Here is a 20,911-nt window from a genome sequence, read left to right as displayed (position 1 = left end):
GATACGCGGATCGCTTGCCCTCCATGCTACAATGCCCCCATGGTGCGAACCGATGACATATACGAGCTGCGGCTGTTCGACCGGCCGCTTCTGCGCTTCTCGTTCGGGGAGGACGATCCCGTTCTCCTCCGCGAGTGGGACGCCTCGGCCGAGGGGCTGATGCCCCTGGGTCTCGAACTTACCGATGAGGGGCTGTGGCGCTGGTTGTCCACGCGGGCTATTCCGCAGAATCGGCGGTTCGCGACGGAGCTGTGCCGGTCGCTGGGGCTTTCCACAAACGATCGCAGCGGCATCCTCGCGGTGTCGAAGGCGCTTTCGCTGAACGACTCCTATTGGATCGCGCCTGCGAACAGCGAGGACGCCTTTGCCGCGTGCAATCTGTTCGACAACGGGTTCTCCTCGGTGCTCGCCGCGGTGGCCTATACCGGTGTGGTGAGCGATCAGCGCGGGCTCACGCCGGCCACCCCCGAGTTGACCACCAATGGGAACTTGTGCAAGGCGTGGCGCATCGAGGAGGACGGCGTGCGCCGCCTGTACAAGGGCAGCTCCGATGACCATGGCGAATACGGCGAGGCTCGCGCCGAGTTCCTCGCCTCTCAGATTGCCGAGGCCATGGGTCTGAATGCCGTGCACTACGGACTCGCGCGGTGGGATGCTGCGACACAGAACGTGTGCTGCACCTGTGATTGCTTCTGCACGCCCGAAGTTTCCTACGTGCCCCAGGCGCTGGCGTTCGGCCAATCGTCACATACCGCGGCGGTGAAGTCGTACCTGCGCTGGGGGCTGCCCCACTTCGAGGATTACGCCTCTATGATGGTGTTCGACGCGCTCATCTACAACACCGACCGGCATTTGACGAACTTCGGCGTGCTGCGGAACAGTCGTACGGGCGAGCTGCTCGACATGGCCCCCGTGTTCGACAACGGCCGCTCGCTGTTCTTCAACTTGGCCTTCGATCAGGTGGATTCCTTCCCGAACGAGGCCCAGTTCGTGCTGCCCTCCTGGCCCCAGGTCACCTTCGACGAGCAGGCGGCGCGCCTCATAGGGCCGCGGCAGAAGGAGCAGCTGACGGCTCTGGGCGACTTCTCCTTCGCCAACTGCGAGCAACATCCCTTCCCCGAAATATTCCTCGAGAAGCTAGCCGGCCACGTGCGCCGTCGCGCCGAGGAGCTCGCGACGCTGCCGGACGTCTCCCGAGAGGAACTGCTCGCCCGCTGCTAGTGCTACTCCGTTCAGCTCGTGACGCTTTGGCGCGGTTGCTGGGGCAGGCGGCAGGGTGGGGCGGCGGTCGTGGTACACTTTTGCGGTTGAAAGCGAGTGGCCCCTTGGCGGTCGTTCGGTCGTTGGCGTAAGGCGCGGCGGCCGAACGGCGGCCCCAACCTACGAAAGCGAACCCATGGCTGATTTCATCGAAGGCAAGCGTCCGGTTATCGAGGCGCTGCGCACCCATGTGCCCCTGAAGTACATCCTCATGGCCGACAACTTGAGTCAGGCCGATTCCATCGTGCGCGACATCCAGCGCAAGGCGAAGAACCTGGACGTGCCCATTAAGAAGGTGTCGAAGAAGAAGCTCGATGAGATTTCCGAGCGCGGCAGCCATCAGGGCGTCATGGCCGAGGCGGCCCCGTTCAACTACGTGAACGTGACGACGATTCTGGATGCGGCGAAGCAGTCGTCCGCCGAGCATGACGGCCGCGCGCTCGTCGTGGTGCTCGACCACATCACTGACGCCGGGAACCTGGGTGCTATCGCGCGCTCGGCTGAGTGCGTGGGTGCTTCCGGCATCGTTATCCCCAACAAGCGCGCTGCCCGCGTGACCGCCGCCACCTACAAGAGCTCGGCCGGGGCCATCTCGCACATTCCCGTCACCCAGGTGGCGAACCTCGTGAGCACCATCGAGCGGCTGAAAGACGAGGGCTTCTGGGTGGCCGCCGCCACCGAGCACGCTTCCGATCTCATCTGGCAGTCGAACCTCAAGGGCAAGATCGCGCTCGTGATGGGCAACGAGGGCGAAGGCGTGTCGCGCCTTGTGTTGGAGAACTGCGATTTCGGCGTGAAGCTGCCCCAGGTGGGGGAGATTTCCTCGTTGAACGTGGCCCAGGCTTCCACCGCCTGCATGTACGAGTGGCTGCGCCAGAACTGGGAATAGGCCGCAGATCGCGTCATGGCCAAGCAGCGGAAAAAGCTCCTCATCGTTGACGGGTACAACGTGCTGCGGTCGGGCAGCCGGTATCGGTGGCAGCCGCGGGCCGATGAGGACTACACCGATGATTTCTTCAACGCCGCCCGCGACCGGCTTATCAACGACGTGGTGAACTATGCCGGGCGCGACATGGGCGCCATCATCGTCTTCGACGCCGCCGACAACGAGTTGTCCCAGGGCAGTCGCACGAAGATCGGCGGCGTCCAGGTGATCTTCTCGCCGGCGGGGCAGTCGGCTGACAAGGTGATTGAGAAGCTGGCCTATGACGCGGGCAAGCGCGGCGTGGAGACCATGGTGGTCACGAGCGACGCCGCCATCCAGGACACGGTGTTCGGCGGCGGCGTCGATCGCATGAGCGCCGACGGCTTCTCCCATGAGATGGGCGAGTACTACGAGGACGCGCGCCTGGACGACAGCCCGAAGGTGGCACGCAAGAACACTGTCGCTGAGCGCATCCCCGCCGACACGCTGGCCCGCCTGAAAGCGCTGCGCGACGGCCGCTAGCGAATGCGAATGCCGTCGTGCGTGCGGTGATCACTGGGGCATTCTCCCAGTTCATCGTCGCCGCAACCAATAATTGCGGGAAATGACAACGCGAATTGGTTCCGTGGCGGGGGAGTTTTCGGTAGGCTCCAAGGCGTTTTCGGAAAGCCGTCGCAGAAGAAAGGCAGCACATCATGAACGTGGAAATCGCCGAGCGCTTGGCCGCACGCCGGAAGCTTGCGGGGCTGTCGCAGGAGGCCCTGGCGGAGAAGCTGGGCGTGTCGCGCCAGGCCGTTTCCAAGTGGGAGCGCTCCGAGTCGTCGCCCGACACCGACAACCTCATTGCCCTGGCGAAGCTCTACGGGGTGTCGCTGGATGAGCTTCTGTACGTGGACGAATCCATTGAGGACGACGTGGCCTTCGAGGCCGCCGACCGCGCGGAGGCGCGCGGCGCGGGCGCTTCCGTCGTCGTCGCAGAGGGGGCCGCTCCGCCAGAGGCTGCGGAAGTGTGCGAGGGGGCGGGCGGTGGCGGTGGCTCCGACGCCGATGCCGACGCTGCTGCCAATGCCGGCGCTGCCGGTGCCGGGGCTGCCGGTGTCGGGGGTGCCGAAGGCATCGACTTCGAAAAGGAGGGCCGCGGCAACGTGCATCTCGGTCCCGACGGCATTCACGTGGACGACGGCAAGGACCATGTGCACGTGTCTTGGGCCGAGGGCGTGCACGTGGTCGACCGCCACGGCGAAGAGGTGCACGTCGGTTGGGACGGGGTGCGCGTCAACACCGCGGACCCTGATGCGGCCGACCATATCTTTACACGCGATAATCCCTTCGGGGCGCCGTTCGACGGCTTCGATGCCGAGCGAGCTAAGAAGTGGCTGAGGTTTCCCTTCTGGGCCTTGGTGATTGTGGCGTATCTCGCCTTCGGCATGCTCAGCGGCATCTGGGGGCCGACGCTGTTTCTGCTGTTCCTTATTCCCGTGTACTACCTGGTGGCCGCAGCGGTCGTGTCCTGCCGCATCGCTCCCATGCTCTGCGGGCTGTATCCCATTGGGGCCATCGCGTGGTTCCTTTGGATGACCTTTGTCGATGTTCACTGGCACGGCCCTGCCTGGGTCATCTTCCTCACCATCCCGCTCGTGGAGGTCATCATCGTCCAGCTCTCCAAATGGTGGAACGGCCGCAAGAGCGGCACTTTCAAAAATAGCGCCATCTAGGCTCCTGCGGTACACTAAGCGGAATTTTTTGGCGCGCCTCTACCTATCTCTCCAGAGATATCCGTGCTATACTCTGGGAAGTATCTCTGGAGAGATAGGTAGACTATGGAACCTATGACATTATTTCACGGTTCGCCTCAAATAGTGGCTCACCCCTTCTATGGCGGTGGCAGGCCCTATAACGACTATGGCCGCGGATTCTATTGCACCGAGCATATTGAATTGGCGCGCGAGTGGGCCTGTTCAGAGGAAGGCTACGACGGCTATGCCAATGAGTATCGCTTCGACGGCCGTGGCTTTAAGGTTCTCGAGCTTTCCTCTCCGGAATATTCGACGCTTCATTGGCTGGCGTTGTTGCTGGAGCATCGCAAAATCGATCTGCGCACTCCGGTGGCTCAAGCGGGCAGCGAGTTTCTTCGTGCCCACTACCTGTTGGATGCGGAATCGTTCGACGTCATCGTGGGGCACCGCGCCGATGACAGCTACTTTACCTTTGCCCGCGCCTTTTTGCGCAACGATATTTCTTTGGAGCAGCTGACGCGCGCTCTGCGTCTTGGTGATTTAGGCCAGCAGATTGTGCTTAAAAGTCCGAGAGCATTCGAAGCCATCGAATTCGTTGAAGCCACGGTGACTCCCAGTGCTGTTTACTACCCCAAGCGGAAAGAGCGCGACGAAAAGGCGCGAGCGCTCTATCGCGAGGAGGCTGCCCGGCAGGGCATCGATGGCATTTACCTGCGCGACCTTTTGCGAGATGAGGTGACCGATCTTGCGGGCCTATAGCGAAGACTATCTGTTCGATGCCATGGAAGTGCTGGGAGAGGCGTTCGATTGCGCGGCCAACCGTGCCGGCCTGAGACTCGGCCAGTTCTTCGAAATGTTCGTAGCGACGGGGGTCGCCGATGCGTTCGGTGCCGGCGCTCCGCGCTATGTGAGCGGTTCGTCGGGCATCGAGCTGGTGCTTGACGTATGCTATCGGGCCGGGTTAGATGTCGGCATTCCCCTCGCCGATATGACGGCCGATGGGGAAGGTCCCGACTATTGGTGCGGTTGGGTTCTAGCTTACTGGCAGTGGGAAACGGGGCGCCCTTTCCGGACCATAGGACGCGTGACGACCATGGAGGAAATTCGTGCGCTATACTGGCCACTTCACGAAGCAGCCGAGCAGAAATTCGTCGAAGTGATCGAAGAGCGTGTGGCCCGGCGGGGCGCTCCTCTGAAATCGTGGCGCGAGCAAAGGGGTCTTTCTCAAGTGGCGTTGGCGGAGAAATCGGGCGTCTCGTTGAGGGCGATTCAGCAGTATGAGCAGCGATGCAAGAACATCAATCACGGCCAGGGAGTATCGCTCTATCGGCTCGCCCAAACGCTGGGTTGCCGCATTGAGGATCTGCTCGAGTATCCGTTGTGACCGATGGCGTTGATGACTTGCATTGCGAAGGGAGCGCAGATGGGTCGGATGATTCGTTGCAGGCTCCGTAAATTCCCTGTTCGTGGGTGGGGCAACCGGTGGTTGTCGGGGATTTTTTGCTCGTTTCTGGTAAATTGACCACATAAGGTGCTAGTGCAACCAGGGTTGAAACCATAGGGTGAAAGGCGAGATGTGACGAACAAGACGCGAAAGGGAACCGTGATGAACGTCGAAATCGCCCAACGCCTTGCCGAGCTGCGCCGCGAGCGCGGCTTCTCCCAAGAGGGGCTGGCCGAGCAGCTGGGGCTGTCGCGCCAGGCCGTCTCCAAGTGGGAGCGGGCCGAGCCGGCACCCGATATGGGCAACCTCATTGCCCTGGCCGACTTGTACGAAGTGACCTTAGACGAGCTTTTGCGCGTGAGCCCCGAGGTGGCCGACGATGTGCGCTTTGAGTCCCAGGAGCGCGCCGAGTCGGTGGAAACCGAAGCCGCCGCCGCGGCTGAGGCGGCGCTGGCAGCTGCGGCGCGGGCCGAGGCGGCGGCCGCAACGGCAGCCGAGGCGCCTGAAGCGCCCAAGGTGGTCGTGGAGGTGAGCGCGCCGGGCCATCGGCCACCGAGTGCGGGCTATGGCCCGGGTGTGCTTCCCCACGGTTCGCCGGCATCGCCGCAGAGCCCGGGTGCCTGCCCTCCTGGCTCCTGCCCACCGGGTTCCATTCCGCCAGCGTCTTCGGTGCCCATTGCGCCGCCACCGACGCCCCAACCGAAAGATCCGCTGCAGTCGTTTCCCTACCCGCTTCTGTGCGCGGTCATCTTCCTGCTTGCCGGCTTCTGCTTCGGCTGGTGGCACCCGGCCTGGGTCATCTTTCTCACCATTCCCTTCTACTATTGGGTGGTGAACACCTTGGAGGCCGACCCGTCTTACCAAGCTTGGTTGGCCGAACGCCAGGATGTCGCGGCGAAAAGCGATTCCTCCTCCGAAGGGGGTGCCCGATGAGGCTGGAGCGGAGTACCTATGTGAAGATCGCGCTCATCGTGCTGCTTTGCCTGGGGGTTTGCGGGTTCTTCGGCGGCTGTCGCGGCATCGTTCCCGGAGGCGGCTCGCTGTTTGCGCCCGGTGGCTTGATGGGCTGTGTGGGCTGGAACGCCATGGGCGAGATCGCCGGATACGCGGGGGATGCGGTCGGCGAGATGGCCGACTATGCGGGCGATGCCGCGAGTGAGGTGGCGGATGCGACGCTGCACAGTGGCGTGCGGGGCGGCGTCGCAGCGACGAACGAGGGCAGCCATTTCGAAATCGATGCCAGCGAGGTAAACGCCATCGATCTGAACTGGCTCGCTGGGTCGGGCTCCGTACGCGTGGTGCCCGATAGCGAGACCGGCGGCGCAATTGTCGTGAACGAGACCATGCACGGCGGCCCGCAACCCGTTATGGCCTGCAGCACGAACGACGGCGTGCTTTCCATCGACTACATGGAGGGTAGCGGTGGCCTGTCGGGATGCTCGCTTGGCACGTGGGGCAGCAAGGACGTAGAGCTGCTTATCCCTGAATCGGCGGCGTCTCTCGAGCGGTTCGTTCTTGAGGCAGCCTCAGGCGAGTACGGCATCGACGGAGCGGATGCCGTGCTGTGCGGGAAGATGGAGCTCGATGTCGCCTCGGGTTCCGTCTCGGTTAGCCGTACGTCGGTGACCGACCTCGAGCTGAGCCTCGCAAGTGGTAACGTCGCTTACGAAGGATCCGTCGCCAAGACGCTGCGCATCGATCAGGCGTCAGGCGAGTTTCGCCTTGGGCAGTGCTCGCCTGCTCCAGAAACCATTGCGGGCTCCCTCGCTTCGGGTCATATCATCCTGGAGCTTCCCGCCGACACGGCACTGAAGGCCAACGTCAACAAGACCTCGGGCAACTTCACGAACGACTTTGCCGAGTCTGCGGGCGACTCCTCCCAACCCTGCGACCTTTCCTTCGACATTATAAGCGGCAACTTGGAGGTGCTCGGCGTCGAGTAAATGGTGTGCAACCCCATAGCCTTCAACAGAAAAGGGGCGACCTGATGGTCGCCCCTGCTGCGCGCAAATACCTCATGGGGTACTGCATTTGTGCGATGCGCTTATAGTCGGGCCTTTCTATCATCCATTGGCAGAGAAATTTGGAGGATGATAAAGAAAGGCGGTAGCATGGCTGACTTTGAAGCCATTGTCGTGGGGGCTGGGTGTGCCGGTTCTGTCGCTGCATACGAGTTGGCCCGATCGGGTAAGTCTGTGCTTCTTATCGAGCGCGGAAACTATGCAGGGGCGAAGAATATGACCGGAGGGCGCATCTATTCTCACTCTTTGGCGAAGGTGTTCCCGGATTTTGAGCAGGAAGCTCCCTTAGAACGCAAGATAACCCACGAGAAAATATCCTTGCTCGCGCCCGATGCCTGTTTTACCGTCGATTTCTCATCGGAAGCGATGCTTGCCCCGAATTCCGATTCATATTCGGTGCTGCGCGCGCCTTTCGACCAGTGGCTCGCGTCGAAGGCGGAGGAAGCGGGAGCGGAGGCCATCTACGGCATTGCTGTCGAGAGTCTTGTGAAAGATGAAACCGGCAAAGTGATAGGCGTGAAGGCGGGCGAGGACGAAATTACGGCTGATGTTGTTCTGCTTTGCGATGGAGTGAACTCTCTGCTTACCAAGCAGGCGGTTGGCGCCGCGCGGCCGCCCGCGAGTGGGATTGCTGTCGGCATCAAGCAGACCATCGAGCTGCCTCCCTCTGTTATCACTGATCGAGTGCTTTCGGGCTCAGATGAAGAGGGAGCAGCGTGGCTGTTCGCGGGAGATGCGACAAAGGGGACATTCGGAGGCGGTTTTGCCTATACGAACAAGTCGTCCATCTCCATTGGCTTGGTTGCAGGGATCGAAGCGACGATGAACCATGGTCGAGCGCCGGTTTACCAGATGCTCGAGGACTTCAAGCAGCATCCGGCGATCGCGCCTCTGATTGCCGGCGGCAAGGTGGTTGAGCACTCGGGGCATATGGTTCCTGAGGGTGGCTTGAGCATCATGCCCCCTCTTGTGGGAGATGGCGTGCTTCTCGCGGGGGAGAGCGCCATGATGTGCATCAATTTGGGATATCAGGTTCGCGGCATGGATTTCGCCATTGCAGCTGGCATGCACGCCGGCCGGGAGGCGGCGCGCGCGTTAAGCGCCGGAGATACTTCCGCGCAGGGGCTGCAGGGCTATACGGCGGCCCTCGAGAACTGCTTCGTCATGCAGGACTTGCGCCAGTTCTCGAAGGTGCCTTCTTTCATGGAAGGCTTCCATCGCATGTTCGATGGGTATCCGCAGGCGATTCGAGACATTATGAACACCATGTTCGTGGTTGATGGCGAGCCGGTTCGGCCTCTGAAGAAGAACCTGAAGCCGGTGCTGGGGCAAATCGGAGTTGTCAATATGGCCCGCGATGCGATGGGAGCGATGAAGGCATTATGAGTGTGCAGCAAATTACGGTGAACGTTGACGGCTATCTGGCGTTAAACAAATACGAGGTCGATGAGGCCAACGCTCATATCGAGCTTGTCGAGGATCCCTCTGACGAGGAATTCGACAAGCTTGTCATGGTGTGTCCGGCGGCCCTGTACAAGCGAGAGCCCGACGGAACGACAAGCTTCGATTATGCGGGTTGCCTCGAGTGCGGCACATGTCGCATCGCCTGTGGGGACACCATAATCGCTCGGTGGGAGAACCCTCAGCCCACCATGGGAGTGGAATACCGTTTCGGTTAAGTCTTTCTTTAGGGGAGAAAAGGGGCGACGTGAACATGCGGAACACCACTAAAGGTTGGCTGTGCGTTTCGGGAGGCATGATAAACCTCTCCCTCTCGTACTTTTCCTATACGCTCGTTATTCTGTTTCTCCCCCTGTTGGCGGAGCAGCTTGGCTGCTCGCTTGCGCAGGCGTCTCTGATTTTTACTACGTCAGCGATTGCCAGCATGGTAGCGAGTATGTTCTTGGGGCCTATTGTGGCGGACCACAACCCTAAAGGTGTGTATCTCTTCGGTGCCGCCGGTACGGCGGTAATGTTTCTGGCGATAGCTTACGCTCCTGCCCTTGAATGGGTGCTAGCTGCGTCCATTCTGTTTGGCGTGGCCAATAAGTGCAATGGTACGCTCTCGTACCAGGTGTTGGCTACGGAGTGGTTTCGGGTGGGCAGAGGTACCGTTGCCACGATGGCCACGGTAGTGTCGGGGCTCTCGAACACTCTTCTAAGTCCGGTTGCTGGAGCTGCGGTTATGCACTTGGGGCTGAGACAAGCTGCTTTGGCGGCGGCAATGCTGCTTCTCGTGCTGACGGCGGTTGTCACGATGCTTATGATTTGCCGGGGGCCGTCATATTACGGCATGGAGCCGATCGACTTCAATTTCGTCATGGGGAAAACGAGGAAAAGGGAGCGACTGCAGAGGGTTGCGGCGTCTTACGAATTCGCCATGCCCACTTCGCGTCTTCTGAGGATCCCGCTTGTGTGGGCGCTTCTCCTCTGCCCGATGCTGATGCTTATGGCCGAGCGATTCTTCTACACCAACGAAGCGGCGATTTATGCCAGCATGGGGTTTGATGTGGCCCAAGCGTCCATCATGCTTTCGGTGGTCTATATCGGGTCGATGATCGTGGTCCCGCTATTCGGCTTTCTCAGCGATCGCTTTGGGCCGAAGAGAATATTGCTGACCTATTGCCTCATCGGGGCCGTAAACATGTTCCTCTTTCCTCTTTGGTGCCAAACAGGATTTGTTGGAGGCGCGATTCTTGCCTTCTTCTACAACGTGGGCACGGTAGGCCTCTATTTCGGCTCGGTGGTCACTACGCCCTTGTTCGGTCTGGAGAAAAGCCCAGTGCTTATCGGGTGGACCCAGGTGGTCACCTCGGCGGGCTCTGCCATTTCTCCCCCGCTGGCCGCTGCCATGTATGAGTGGTCGGGCTCCTATGTGCTTCCTTTGGCCGTGGCCGGTCTGTGCTATCTGGCGGCATTCGCCATCGCGTTCTTCTGCTTGAGCAAGAAAAGCCAAGATTACTTGGAGAAACTCGACGAACCTTATAAAAGGGATGAACTATGCAGCGAACTGAAATAGTAAGGCAAGATGACAAGAACATCATAGACCCCTTTTTGCGCCATACGAAATCGGGGCCGACCGATGTTGCGATTATCGACGGCGCTGAAGTGCTGACATACCAAGAGCTGTGGCGCTTGTCGAAATACGTTGTCCATTCGTTATGGGACTTCGGTATACGGAAGGGCGATCGAGTTGCGTATTTCCTGCCTAATGGCGTTGACCTCATCGTGCTGTATCTGGCCATTCAGGCCATGGGCGCCGTTGCGGTGCCCGTCAATTATCGTTTTACATCCGAAGAGGTAGGCTGTTTGGTCAACGCTTCGGATGCTGAGGCTCTGATCTATGCGCCAGAACACCAAAGCGTCGCCATTGATGCCCGCAAGGGCTTCGATCATGCGGTGCAGATACTCAGCAGCCAGTTTATTCGCGATGCGTTATCTGACATGCGCCAGGGAGGTCAGTCGGATTCCGCCAAGGATTTCGAGGTGTTCCAAGAGGGCGGCCCATCCCGGATTCAATTTACCGGGGGCAGCACGGGAGCGCCCAAGGGCGCCGCTCGTACCCATGCAGCGGATCTCGTCGAGATCCGCGATATCTTAGAGACCATAGGGCTTGAGGATGTCGAGCATCCCGTTGCTCTTGTTCAGGCGCCAATGGAGCATCATGGGGGGCACAGCTGGCTGCTTTCCTGTCTGAGTGCTGGCGCTGCCGTGGTGGTCGCCTCCAAGTTCGATGCCGAGGAGATACTCGGCAAAATCGAGCGATACGCCGTGACCCATATCATCTTGCTGCCCCCCAGCGTATACTGTCGTCTCTCACGCGAGGCCGCGCCCGGCGCTCGCGACCTGTCTTCGGTGCGTATTGTGCAGAGCGCCGCCGGCGCCATGACCCCCTCCATAGTGGAGGGGATATTCCAGCTGTTTCCTGCCTGCGAGATCAACTATGGTTGGGGACAAAGCGAGAGCGGCGTCGGCACTTCGATGCGATTGTCGAGGGAGGAATACGCTTCAGGCACGCCAAAAATCCATTCGGTGGGAGTGCCGATGAGATCTTTAGAAATGATGTTGCTCGATGAGAAGGGGGGAGCCTCCGATTGCGGCGAGGCCGTGGTGCGAACGCCGGCCATGATGGAGGGGTATTACGAACGGCCGGACCTTACGAGGGAAGTACTGCAAGACGGCTGGTTGAGGACAGGCGATGTCTTTGCCCGCGACGAACAGGGCCTGTACTACTTTAAGGCTCGGGTGAAGGACGTGATAAAAACAGGAGGAGAGAACGTCTACGCAAGCGAGGTGCAGGCGGTTATCCTGAGCCACCCCGAAGTGCAGGACTGCGTCGTGAAAGGTGTTCCTGATCTGGTATGGGGGGAGGCAGTGGCCGCCATCGTGCAACCGATGAAGGGAAGCGCTCTGTCGCCGAAAGCGATACAGGACTTTTGCAAAAGACACTTGGCGAGCTACAAAAAGCCGCAGAAGATAGGCCTGGTAGACGATCTGGGGAGAGACGAGTCGGGGAAAGTGGGCGCCGATCGGATGAACGAGCTTTTCTCTTTGGCGGAAAGCTGAGCACGCCTAGCGCGGTAGGATTCCACGTTCGCGGGCGTTCTCTACGGCCTCAACCCGCGAATGCGCATCCAATTTCTGAAGGGTGTTTCGGATGTGCGTTCTCACCGTGTGAACGGAAATATACAGCTGCTGGCTGATGGTCTCCGTGGTACTGCCACGCGCGATCATTTCGAGTATTTCGACTTCTCGTTCGCTGAGAACCGGCAACGCTTCGTCAGTGTCGGCTTTGGAGCGCTTGGGCCGGCACTCAAGGGCATGAATGAGGGATTGGGCGTAGGCGGGGTGCACGTCTTGGGCGACGGCAAGCTCGAGAAGCGGTTTGAGGATGTCGCCCGCAGCGATCACGCTCCGTACAATCTGCTCCTTTTCGGCCAGGGCGAGACTATACTCGATAGACCGGAGTGCCTGCTCGCGCTGTCCCAGCTTGAAATATATGCAGCCGAGAAGCGCCCGTGCGCTTAGGCACCATATCGCAGCACTGTTGGCATCGAAGAGCACCAAGCTGCGCTCCAGCTGCCGCTTCGCCATGTTCATGATGTCTTGACGGTTTGCGTCTTCAAGGGCGAATGCCAGCAGTGTTCGTTGGGCTATTATGAAGCTCATAAAGCTTGTGGTTCCCTGGAACGGGGTTTCGACGATCGATCCTTGCGGGTAGAGAACCTTTGCAGCTTCCGAGTGGTCTCCCTGCTCCAGAAGCACCTTTGCTTTTACCCCCTGGATGTAGGCGCTCCAGTTGCGCTCCGGGCGAGGTGCGGCATATTGCTCGGCCTCGTTGAGAAGCATGAGCGACGTGTCGATGTCGCTGCGCGCCGCTGCAACTTCGGCCAAACCGATATAGGCGAATGGCAAGTACTTGCCCTTTTGCGCGTTCGGAGACGGATAGAGCGCGGTGTTGAAATGGACTTCCGCCTCGTTCAGGTGGTTTCGTTCAAAGGCTATGAATCCGAGAATTGCCCGGGCGAGTCGCCGCTCGGCGTCAAGGGCATTGCTTTGCAGCTCCAGAAGGGCCAGACTGCGCTCCTCTGCCTCGATGAGCGAGCCTTGCAGGAGTAGGACCTCGATGTGCTGGGTCTCTGCAATGGCGGCGTGGCGATTGTCGTGGGCCTTGACGAATTCCGACCGTGCCTCGGCGGCACATTGGGCGGAAGAGCCGGCATCCCCGTTAAGGTAAAACCCAAAACTCTGAGACAAGAGGGCCGATCCTCTGAACCAATTGAGGTCGGTCGGAAGATTGTCGAGAGCATGCTTGCCCTCGTCTATAGCCAGGTCGGCTGATCCGCGATAGCGATAGACCAAGCTTCGTATGGCATGGGCTCTGCCAAGGGCCGGTTTGTCATCGCGGGCGAGAAAGGCCTGCTCGGCAAGGCGCAGCGGACGCTCTATATGGTCGAGGTCCTTAGAATAATAGCTTGAGAATGCCGCCGAAAGGCAGAGATCCGGCTCCTGTGCCAAGACCGAATCCGGCCAACTGAGGAATTCTCGATACCAGGTGAGGCGAGTCTTTTGAGGGCTGATGGACGGAGCGCTCTCAAGAGCATGGGAGTGGTAGCGATCGAGCAGAAGCCATCCGGCCGTCGTGTCTCCCGAGGCCATATGGTACTCAGCTGCCAAGAGGGGTTCTCCGCGCTTTTGATACCACGCGGCCGCTTTTTGCCAAAGGTCCTTCTCGTGGGCGAGGTCGCTGGTGCGACTGAACTGATCTCTGAGGAAAGCACGCAGGAGTTTTGGGTAGGCGAAGGTTGTGCCCTGGTCATCCACGGGGGAGATCAGCCCACGATCCTTAAGCCAAACGATGTATTCGCCAGAATCATCAGTAGAGCGTACGGTGTCGCACAGGGGGGCGGAAAATTCGTTCAGAATGCACGTATCGAGCATAAAGGTGCGAATGCGTGAGGGCAAGGTATCGTAGATGGCGTCATTGAGCCATTCTGTGATGCGGCGATCGCGGGCGCCGATGTTGGAGACGAAGTCGTCGCGATCTTCCGGATCGATGCGTTTTATTTGCAGAAGGGCCAGATGGAGCGCCGCTGGCCATCCGCCCGTGAGATCCATGAGGCGCTCCACGGATGTCTCTTTGAGATCAATCAGATTCTCCCGGAGGAGGAGGCGCAAGTCTCCTCGCGTGAAAGCAAGGTCTAGGGCTGAAATCTCGAAAAGCTGGCTATGGGCTCGAAAAGAAGACAAGGGGAACGGAGGCGTAGATTCGCTCGAAATAATAAGGTGCAATGAAGGGGGAGCCCATCGAATGAGGGCAATAACAGCCTCATGCACCTCGGGATTGGATACGAGATGATAGTCGTTGAGTATGAGGACGTGGTCTCCAGTTATATGGGAGACCTGCTCAAGCGTCCAGGCCAGGTCAAGCGACGAAGCGCCTGGGGGAGGGTCTGATTGATAATCCTGCTTCGACAGCATAGCCAAAAGAGACGAGGCAAGCTTCTGGTAGAACATGGCCACTTCGTTGTCGGACTCGTCGACTTGGAGTCACGAGACGTGCTTGTCGGTATGGTTGGCCCAGCTTGTCAGCAGCGTTCCCTTTCCCCACCCCGACGATGCGACGCAGAGCGTGAGAGGGTATTTCGTTCCTTCGTTTAGCAGGCTTAGCAGTCTGTGACGCGGCACGATGCTTTTTGACTCAAGGGATGTTGGAGGACAACCTCCTATGTTGATAACACTCAAAGTGCTCTCCTCGCGCGACGGTGCAAGCCACCAGCTTGGTTAGTGATGATATCACGAGAACCTAGGGGAGTAGCGCAAATACCTCAAGCGATACCTCATTTGTGCGGTGACCCGACGATCGTCCATTCCTATGATCGAACAGCGAGTTGAATTCGCTCGGCAGCGCATCTGCCGAAGTATCGAGGGCTTTGATCGAAGGGGCGGATATGGCTAAGTCGGAGGAAATACCCGATTTTGGTCTCCTTCACGGTGTGAAGGTGCTTAGCACGGGCACGGTGGCGGCCGAGCCCTATGCCGCCACGCTGATGGCCGAGCACGGGGCCGATGTCGTCCAGGTTGAGAATGCGCGCAGCCCTGAGGGGATGCGGAAAAACGTCGCTTTGGAATGGGCGCAGGATGCACGGTGCAAGCGCACCATTGCTCTTGACATCCCATCGAAAGAGGGGCGGGGTGTCTTCCTTGATCTCATCCAATGGGCAGATATCTGGCTGGAGTCCTCCAAGGGGGGAACCTATAAGAAATGGGGATTCGACGACGAGTTTCTTTTGGAGCTCAACCCTGATCTCGTTATTGTGCATGTCTCGGGCTATGGGGAGATGGGAGAGCCCGACTACGTGCGTCGCCCGAGTTATGACCCGATAGCCCAGGCCTTCAGCGGGTTTATGTACATCAATAGTCCTAGAGGTACGAAGCCCATGGCGGTTTTCCCGGGCATCGGCGATTTCATTACGGCGCTTTTTGCGCTCTGGTCATCGCTGGCGGCTCTCCTGCGCGCCCGCGAGACCGGTGAGGGGGATGTTATCGACTTGTCCCAGTACGAGGCGATCTTGCGCGTTTCGGCTCAGTATCCGGCCGAGTATTTCACCAAGGGCAATCAGCTGGTCAGAAATCCGGATATTGACGGAGATGTGGGCGGTCTCGGGGTCTATGAGTGTAGGGACGGCCGGTATGTGTACGTCGCCCTGAATCCCTCTGCCTTGAAAAGCGACGGGCTTGCGCTTTTGGGATTGACGGGAGATCCCGATTTTGATCGGCAGGACGCAATCGTTGCTGGGACGGCCCGGGATGAGAAGTCGAAAAGAGCGATCGAGGACTACTGTTTGTCCCATACGGCAAGCGAGGTCGATCGTGACTTCAACAAGGTCAATATCGGCTGCTGCAAGATCATGGACTACTCGGAACTGGGAGACAATCCGCACTGCCTGAAGCGGGAAAGCATCGTCGAATGGTTCGATGACGCTTCGGGACAGATGGTGCGGGGAGTGGGCATTGTGCCCCGAGTGGAGCGAAGGCCCGGCCACGTTTGGCGCGGCGCCCCCCGCTTGGGCCAGGACAACGAGGATATCTTGGAGGAGTTGGGCTACTCCTCTGCGGATATAGAAAAGCTATACGCCGAGGGCGTCATTGTGCGCGACTAGCAGGTTGCATGCGAGGCGCCCCCCAGGGCGTCGTTCTACCGCAAAGCTAGTGCCCGTTTTCGGAAGGAGATGCTAAACGCGCAATTGTTCATAGATGTATTGAAAGGAGGAAGCATGATTGAGATTCCCGAAAGTGTGGAGACATGGGAAGAAACCGAGAAGACCATCGGGGAGACCCTGCCTGTGATTTACGGGGCAGACGCGGCGACCCTTGGATGGATTCGCCAATGGAATGAGGTGATCGAAGCTGATTGTCCTCTCTATTATGACGAAGAGTTGGCGCAGCGGCTGGGATACAAGACCATCCCGGCACCTGCCGGCATGGCCATGGCGGTGGGTACGGCCTCATGGTGGGAGCCCGGGGTGGAAGAGGGTCGCGTCGGGCCGCTGTATCCCCTCGCAATGCCCATGCTCGTTCCCACTCCTCGGCACTCGCTTGGCTTTGCGACAGACACCGAAGTAGAGTTTCTGCGTCCCCTCTATCCGGGGGACACTCTTCGCCAAGTCGGGCGGTTGGTGAGCGTGACCCGAAAGCGTCTTAAGGTTGGCGACGGCGCTTTCTTCACTGTGGAAATTGAGTTTATCAACCAGAACGATGAGACTGTCGCCATTCAGCGTGTTACGACCTGGTCGGGCAATCCTGTTGAGGAGGGTGAGTAGTTATGGCGAAGTGGGACGAGCAGCTGACTTTTGAGGAGGTCAAGGTGGGGGATGAGCTTCCCGAACTGGCCCTTCCTCTCACAGTGCAGCGTCTTGTGATGGAGGCCGCAGCGAATCGCGACTTTGTGCCGTTGCATCATGATGATGCCGCGGCTCAGAGGACGGGAGCGCCGGCCATGTTCGCCAACACGTGGTACTACATGGCTCTCAGCGAGAGGCATTTGCGCGAGTGGGTTGGACTTGAAGGCGAGATTCTCAAGATCGGGCCGTTCCGCATGGGCAAATTCGCTTGTCCGGGCGTTGACTTGCATTGCGGTGCGCGCGTTGTGGAGAAAAGGGAGGAAAACGGAAAGAACGTCGTCGAGCTTGATATTTGGCAAGACGACGGCACCGATAAAAACATGTGGGGCAAAGCGTTGGTCGCCTTGCCTGCAAAGCAATCGTAATCAGGGGAAAGGTACGATTCAACTATGTCGAATACAGTAAAAGGGTGGCTTTGCGCCATAGCGGGCATGGTGACCATGGGCGTGTCCCATCTGTGTTACTCGATCATCATCATCTTGATGGCATCGATGGTTGCCGCCGTCGGGTGCTCTGCGGCAGAAGGTGCGCTCATCTTCAGCATTACGGCCATCGGCTCTCTGGTGGCATCGCTTTTCATTGGGTCTCTGCTCAAGGTGCTCAAGACGAAGTACGTCTATGTCATTGGCGGAATTCTCCAGGGCGCGCTGCTGGTGACCATGGGGCATTCCACCAATCTCATGCTCGTCTACGTCATGGCATTTTTGTTTGGCATCGGCAACAAGTTCTGCGGTGCGATGACTCATCAGATTAACGTTACCAACTGGTTTGCCTCTGGGCGCGGGACCATCTCCTCTATGGGAACTTTGGTATCGGGCCTGATTAACGCGATTATGGCCACGGTTACCGGCGTGCTTAGCTCGATGTTCGGGTACCAGACTTACTCGCTGATCGCCGGATTCGTTCTCGCAGGCATTATTGTGGTGCTGGGTCTGCTGTTCGTGTGCGATGCTCCCGAGAAATATGGCATGCAGCAAATTGTGCTGAAGGAGAAGGAGGGCAAAAAGACCCGGACGATTGGGGCGGATTCGAAGGTGTACGAGACGGCTATGCCCATCTCGAAGCTGCTGCGCCAGCCGCTTCTGTGGGCCGTGCTGGTGTGCCCCTTCCTCATGCAGTTCGCCTGCACCATCTATTACAGCAACCAGTCGCTCGTGCTGGGTTCTATGGGCCTGGACGTTGTGCAGATCTCCTATTGCGTGTCGATAGTGAGTATTTCTCAGATGATTCTGGTGCCGTTGTTCGGCGTGCTGTCCGATGTTATCAGCGCTCGCAAGACGCTCATTATCTATTGCGTTGTGGGCGCGGCCAACATGTTCCTCTTCAGTTTGACGTCGCAGATGGGTCTTATCGGCGGCATGATCATTGCCTTCTTCTATAACGCGGGCATGGTCAACCTGTACTTCGGCGCTGTTGTGGCTACGCCTCTGTTCGGCGTGAACAAGTCCGCCACCATCACCGGTTGGTGCAATGCCTCTGTGTCCGTGGCGGCCATGATCGCTCCGGTGTTTGCGGCGGGGCTGTACGGGGCAACGGGCTCTTTCGTTTTGCCGCTGGCCATTGCTGGCTGCTGCTTCACGGTGGTCGTCATTCTTGCCGCCATCGGTATGAGCAGCAAAGCGCGCAAGCATTTGGAGGCAGCCGATAAGCCCTACAAAGAGGCTGAGGCGATTGCAGAGGCGGTTGCTGCTTAGAAGCATTGGCCTATCCGTTCAATTAAAGGAGAGAAAATGGCAAAAGCAAATGATGTACCTCAGTTCGGCCTGCTCAATGGTCTCAAGGTTCTCAGCTGTGGGCAAGTGACCGCAGAGCCCCACGCGACGTCTCTGATGGCGGAGCACGGAGCGGATGTCATTCATGTCGAGAACTGCAAGTCACCCGAGATGACGCGTGGCTTTGCAATCTCATTCGCTCAGGAGAACCGCAATAAGCGAAATCTCGCTATGAACGTTCCCGAGTCAAAGGATGTGTTCGACAAATTGCTTCAGTGGGCTGACGTGTGGATCGAGTCCTCGAAGCCCGGCATGTATGACAAGTGGGGCTACACCGACGAACATGTGCTCGAGCTGAACCCGAAGTTGGTGGTTGTTCACGTTTCCGGTTACGGTCATTTCGGTGATCCGGATTACGTGCCGCGTCCCAGCATGGACGTGATCGGTCAGGCGTTTTCGGGCCTTATGGCGTTGAACGGCGAGAAAGAGCCGTCGGCTCCTCTGGTGAGCAAGCCCGGCATCTGCGACTATCTTACAGGTCTCTATGCGATGTGGGCGGCGCTCATGGGCGTCTACCATGCCCAGAAGACGGGCGAGGGCGATGTGATCGACGTCTCGCAATACGAGTCCTGCCTGAGAGTGCAGGGCTATGGGCCCCTTATGTACACAACGACGGGCGAGCAGTTGAAGCGCACGGGCAACAAAGAGGCCACCTACGCCGGCATCGATGTATTCGAGTGCAAGGACGGCAACTACTGCGTCGTTCAGGTGTCCGGTCGTCCGGCGGCAAAAGCCATTGCCGCGTTGCTCGGTCTTGACGACGAGGAGCACTTCATTGAGGGTCGTCCGACGTTGAATGGTACGCCGCAAGGAGATCGCCTCGATGGGGCTATCAAGGCGTTCTGCCTTGAGCGCACGCCTGATGAGGTTGAGACGCAGCTGAAGGCTATCGGCGTCGCATGCGCGCCCATCAACAACTACGAGATGCTCATGAGCAATCCCCATGTGATCGCGCGCAACGACTTTGTCGAGTGGTACGACGAGGCGAGCGAGCAGACACTGAAGGGCGTGGCCGTGCTGCCCCCCGTGAAGAACAATCCTGGCCAGATTTGGCGTGGCGCTCCGAAACTGGGTCAAGACAATGAGGACATTCTGGAAGAGCTCGGATACTCGAACGAAGAGATCGAGGCAATGTATGCCGAGGGAAAGATTGGAAAGGCGGAATAATTACATGGATTTTTCGTTCACTGAAGAGCAGGAGCTGTTGGCCGAGAACTTGGTGGAGTTCATGGATCGAGAGTATCCTGAAAGCCTTATTAAGGAATGCGATGAGCAGAAGATATTCCCTGTAGAGGCGAATAAGAAGTTCTATGAGGCGGGATTCGGAGCCATCGGCGTTCCGGAGGAGCTGGGCGGCGTTCCTGCAGATATGGTGACGATGTGTCTGGTCACTTCCATTGTGTATCGCTACTCCTGGGCCGGATGCACCTATAGCCCCCTGTCTATCATGAATGCCGCCGATAAGGCGAGTCCGGAAATTCGCACGGAGATGCTCGAGGGTCTTATGAGCGGCGAGAAGCGTCACTCTTTCGGCAATACAGAGCCGGGAGCCGGTTCGGATGCCGCCGGCATCAAGACGTCCTACAAGAAGGTCGACGGAGGTTATGTCATCAACGGGCATAAGATCTACAACACTTATGCCAGCTGTTCCGATTACAACATCATCACCGCAAAGGATCCCGAGATTGATGATCCTTACAAGGCGGTTACGCTGTTTGCGATTCCCAACCCGACGCCGGGCATGACTATTGTGGATTTGCCGACCATCGGGCAATGGCTTGAGCCTACTTGCGAGACGTTCCTGGAGGATTGCTTCATTCCCGATAAGTATCTGTATGGCAAGGAGCATGGCGGCTGGGTCCAGCTTATGAAGCACTTCGAGGCAGAGCGCCTTCTTTGCGCGGCCATGTACCTTGGTCAGGCCGAGACGGCGTTCGCCGATCTTTGCGCCTACGCCAATTCACGCATTCAGTTCGGTCAGCCTATTGGCAAGTTCCAGCTCATTCAGGAAAAGGTGTGCCGCGACAAGATCATTCTTGAGAGCATGCGCAATATGGTGTTCCGTACTGCTTGGGAGTACGACCAGGGCAAGTCTATCCGCATCGATGCGAATATTTGCAAGCTGCTCTGCACTGAAGGCAATTGGCAGATTTGCGACGATGGCATCCAGATCCTTGGCGGTCTGGGCTATTGCACCGACCATCGTATGCAGCGTTTGTGGCGCGATGCCCGTGTCGGCCGCATCGGTGCCGGTTCGAGCGAGATTCTCACGAAGACCATCGCCAAGGACGTGCTTCGCGAGGCTGGCCAATATGGCGGCGGCACGCGCGCGTTGGGTATCTAGGAGGG

19 protein-coding genes and 1 pseudogene are annotated in these 20,911 nt (G+C 58.8%); 18 read left to right on the top strand and 2 right to left on the bottom strand.

Annotated elements, in window-relative coordinates:
• Positions 1 to 39 precede the first annotated feature (39 nt).
• From GO707_RS03600 to GO707_RS03545, 12 genes are all read left to right on the top strand, one after another.
• Positions 40 to 1,221, top strand: coding sequence for a HipA domain-containing protein (locus tag GO707_RS03600; RefSeq protein WP_114538658.1), 1,182 nt, complete (start codon positions 40 to 42; stop codon positions 1,219 to 1,221).
• A 175-nt stretch (positions 1,222 to 1,396) separates the two neighbouring features.
• On the top strand, positions 1,397 to 2,149 hold the full coding sequence (rlmB, locus tag GO707_RS03595; RefSeq protein WP_114538659.1) for a 23S rRNA (guanosine(2251)-2'-O)-methyltransferase RlmB: 753 nt from the start codon (positions 1,397 to 1,399) through the stop codon (positions 2,147 to 2,149).
• A 15-nt stretch (positions 2,150 to 2,164) separates the two neighbouring features.
• The gene (locus GO707_RS03590; RefSeq protein ID WP_114538660.1) at positions 2,165 to 2,707 is read left to right on the top strand and encodes an NYN domain-containing protein; all 543 of its coding nucleotides are present in this window, start codon (positions 2,165 to 2,167) and stop codon (positions 2,705 to 2,707) included.
• Positions 2,708 to 2,880: 173 nt separating this feature from the next.
• The gene (locus tag GO707_RS03585) at positions 2,881 to 3,900 is read left to right on the top strand and encodes a helix-turn-helix domain-containing protein (RefSeq protein ID WP_157012131.1); all 1,020 of its coding nucleotides are present in this window, start codon (positions 2,881 to 2,883) and stop codon (positions 3,898 to 3,900) included.
• 105 nt (positions 3,901 to 4,005) lie between these two features.
• On the top strand, positions 4,006 to 4,680 hold the full coding sequence (locus GO707_RS03580) for a DUF3990 domain-containing protein (protein ID WP_157012129.1): 675 nt from the start codon (positions 4,006 to 4,008) through the stop codon (positions 4,678 to 4,680).
• The gene (locus GO707_RS03575) at positions 4,667 to 5,305 is read left to right on the top strand and encodes a helix-turn-helix domain-containing protein (RefSeq protein ID WP_114538663.1); all 639 of its coding nucleotides are present in this window, start codon (positions 4,667 to 4,669) and stop codon (positions 5,303 to 5,305) included. The genes GO707_RS03580 and GO707_RS03575 overlap by 14 nt, the downstream gene beginning before the upstream one ends.
• Positions 5,306 to 5,497: 192 nt before the next feature.
• Positions 5,498 to 6,298 (top strand): helix-turn-helix domain-containing protein, encoded by an 801-nt coding sequence (locus GO707_RS03570; RefSeq protein WP_335878740.1) that lies wholly within the window; start codon positions 5,498 to 5,500, stop codon positions 6,296 to 6,298.
• Complete coding sequence (locus GO707_RS03565) at positions 6,295 to 7,308, top strand: DUF4097 family beta strand repeat-containing protein (RefSeq protein ID WP_114538665.1); 1,014 nt, start codon at positions 6,295 to 6,297, stop codon at positions 7,306 to 7,308. Before GO707_RS03570 ends, GO707_RS03565 begins: the two co-directional genes overlap by 4 nt.
• A 168-nt stretch (positions 7,309 to 7,476) precedes the next feature.
• A complete protein-coding gene (locus GO707_RS03560; RefSeq protein WP_114538666.1) occupies positions 7,477 to 8,772 on the top strand; it encodes an FAD-dependent oxidoreductase in 1,296 nt (431 codons plus the stop codon).
• On the top strand, positions 8,769 to 9,065 hold the full coding sequence (locus tag GO707_RS03555) for a ferredoxin family protein (RefSeq protein ID WP_114538832.1): 297 nt from the start codon (positions 8,769 to 8,771) through the stop codon (positions 9,063 to 9,065). The genes GO707_RS03560 and GO707_RS03555 overlap by 4 nt, the downstream gene beginning before the upstream one ends.
• Before the next feature lie 35 nt (positions 9,066 to 9,100).
• Positions 9,101 to 10,405, top strand: a complete 1,305-nt coding sequence (locus GO707_RS03550; protein WP_227069950.1) for an MFS transporter — start codon at positions 9,101 to 9,103, stop codon at positions 10,403 to 10,405.
• Entirely contained in the window at positions 10,387 to 11,952 is a 1,566-nt protein-coding gene (locus GO707_RS03545; RefSeq protein ID WP_114538668.1) for a class I adenylate-forming enzyme family protein, read from the top strand. The genes GO707_RS03550 and GO707_RS03545 overlap by 19 nt, the downstream gene beginning before the upstream one ends.
• Positions 11,953 to 11,958: 6 nt before the next feature.
• Here GO707_RS03545 and GO707_RS12850 read toward each other — a convergent pair whose 3' ends face one another.
• Together GO707_RS12850 and GO707_RS12845 are read right to left on the bottom strand one after the other, a co-directional pair.
• Entirely contained in the window at positions 11,959 to 12,120 is a 162-nt protein-coding gene (locus GO707_RS12850; protein ID WP_371317473.1) for a response regulator transcription factor, read from the bottom strand.
• A gap of 147 nt (positions 12,121 to 12,267) precedes the next feature.
• Positions 12,268 to 14,004 (bottom strand): annotated as a pseudogene (locus tag GO707_RS12845) (winged helix-turn-helix domain-containing protein); the annotation flags it as partial.
• 833 nt (positions 14,005 to 14,837) lie between these two features.
• On the opposite strand from GO707_RS12845, the gene GO707_RS03535 reads away from it, so the two are divergent.
• From GO707_RS03535 to GO707_RS03510, 6 genes are all read left to right on the top strand, one after another.
• A complete protein-coding gene (locus GO707_RS03535; RefSeq protein WP_114538670.1) occupies positions 14,838 to 16,049 on the top strand; it encodes a CaiB/BaiF CoA transferase family protein in 1,212 nt (403 codons plus the stop codon).
• Positions 16,050 to 16,163: 114 nt separating this feature from the next.
• Positions 16,164 to 16,709 (top strand): MaoC family dehydratase, encoded by a 546-nt coding sequence (locus GO707_RS03530; RefSeq protein ID WP_181815484.1) that lies wholly within the window; start codon positions 16,164 to 16,166, stop codon positions 16,707 to 16,709.
• Between the two features lie 2 nt (positions 16,710 to 16,711).
• On the top strand, positions 16,712 to 17,155 hold the full coding sequence (locus GO707_RS03525) for a hotdog family protein (RefSeq protein ID WP_114538672.1): 444 nt from the start codon (positions 16,712 to 16,714) through the stop codon (positions 17,153 to 17,155).
• 24 nt (positions 17,156 to 17,179) lie between these two features.
• Complete coding sequence (locus GO707_RS03520; RefSeq protein WP_157012120.1) at positions 17,180 to 18,484, top strand: MFS transporter; 1,305 nt, start codon at positions 17,180 to 17,182, stop codon at positions 18,482 to 18,484.
• A 36-nt stretch (positions 18,485 to 18,520) separates the two neighbouring features.
• Positions 18,521 to 19,729, top strand: coding sequence for a CaiB/BaiF CoA transferase family protein (locus GO707_RS03515; protein WP_114538674.1), 1,209 nt, complete (start codon positions 18,521 to 18,523; stop codon positions 19,727 to 19,729).
• 4 nt (positions 19,730 to 19,733) lie between these two features.
• The gene (locus GO707_RS03510; RefSeq protein WP_173111560.1) at positions 19,734 to 20,906 is read left to right on the top strand and encodes an acyl-CoA dehydrogenase family protein; all 1,173 of its coding nucleotides are present in this window, start codon (positions 19,734 to 19,736) and stop codon (positions 20,904 to 20,906) included.
• Positions 20,907 to 20,911: the final 5 nt, after the last annotated feature.

The organism is Adlercreutzia rubneri, assembly GCF_009755265.1.
GTDB classification, from domain to species: Bacteria; Actinomycetota; Coriobacteriia; order Coriobacteriales; family Eggerthellaceae; genus Adlercreutzia; species Adlercreutzia rubneri.
This window is presented reverse-complemented; position numbering and strand designations above follow the sequence as displayed.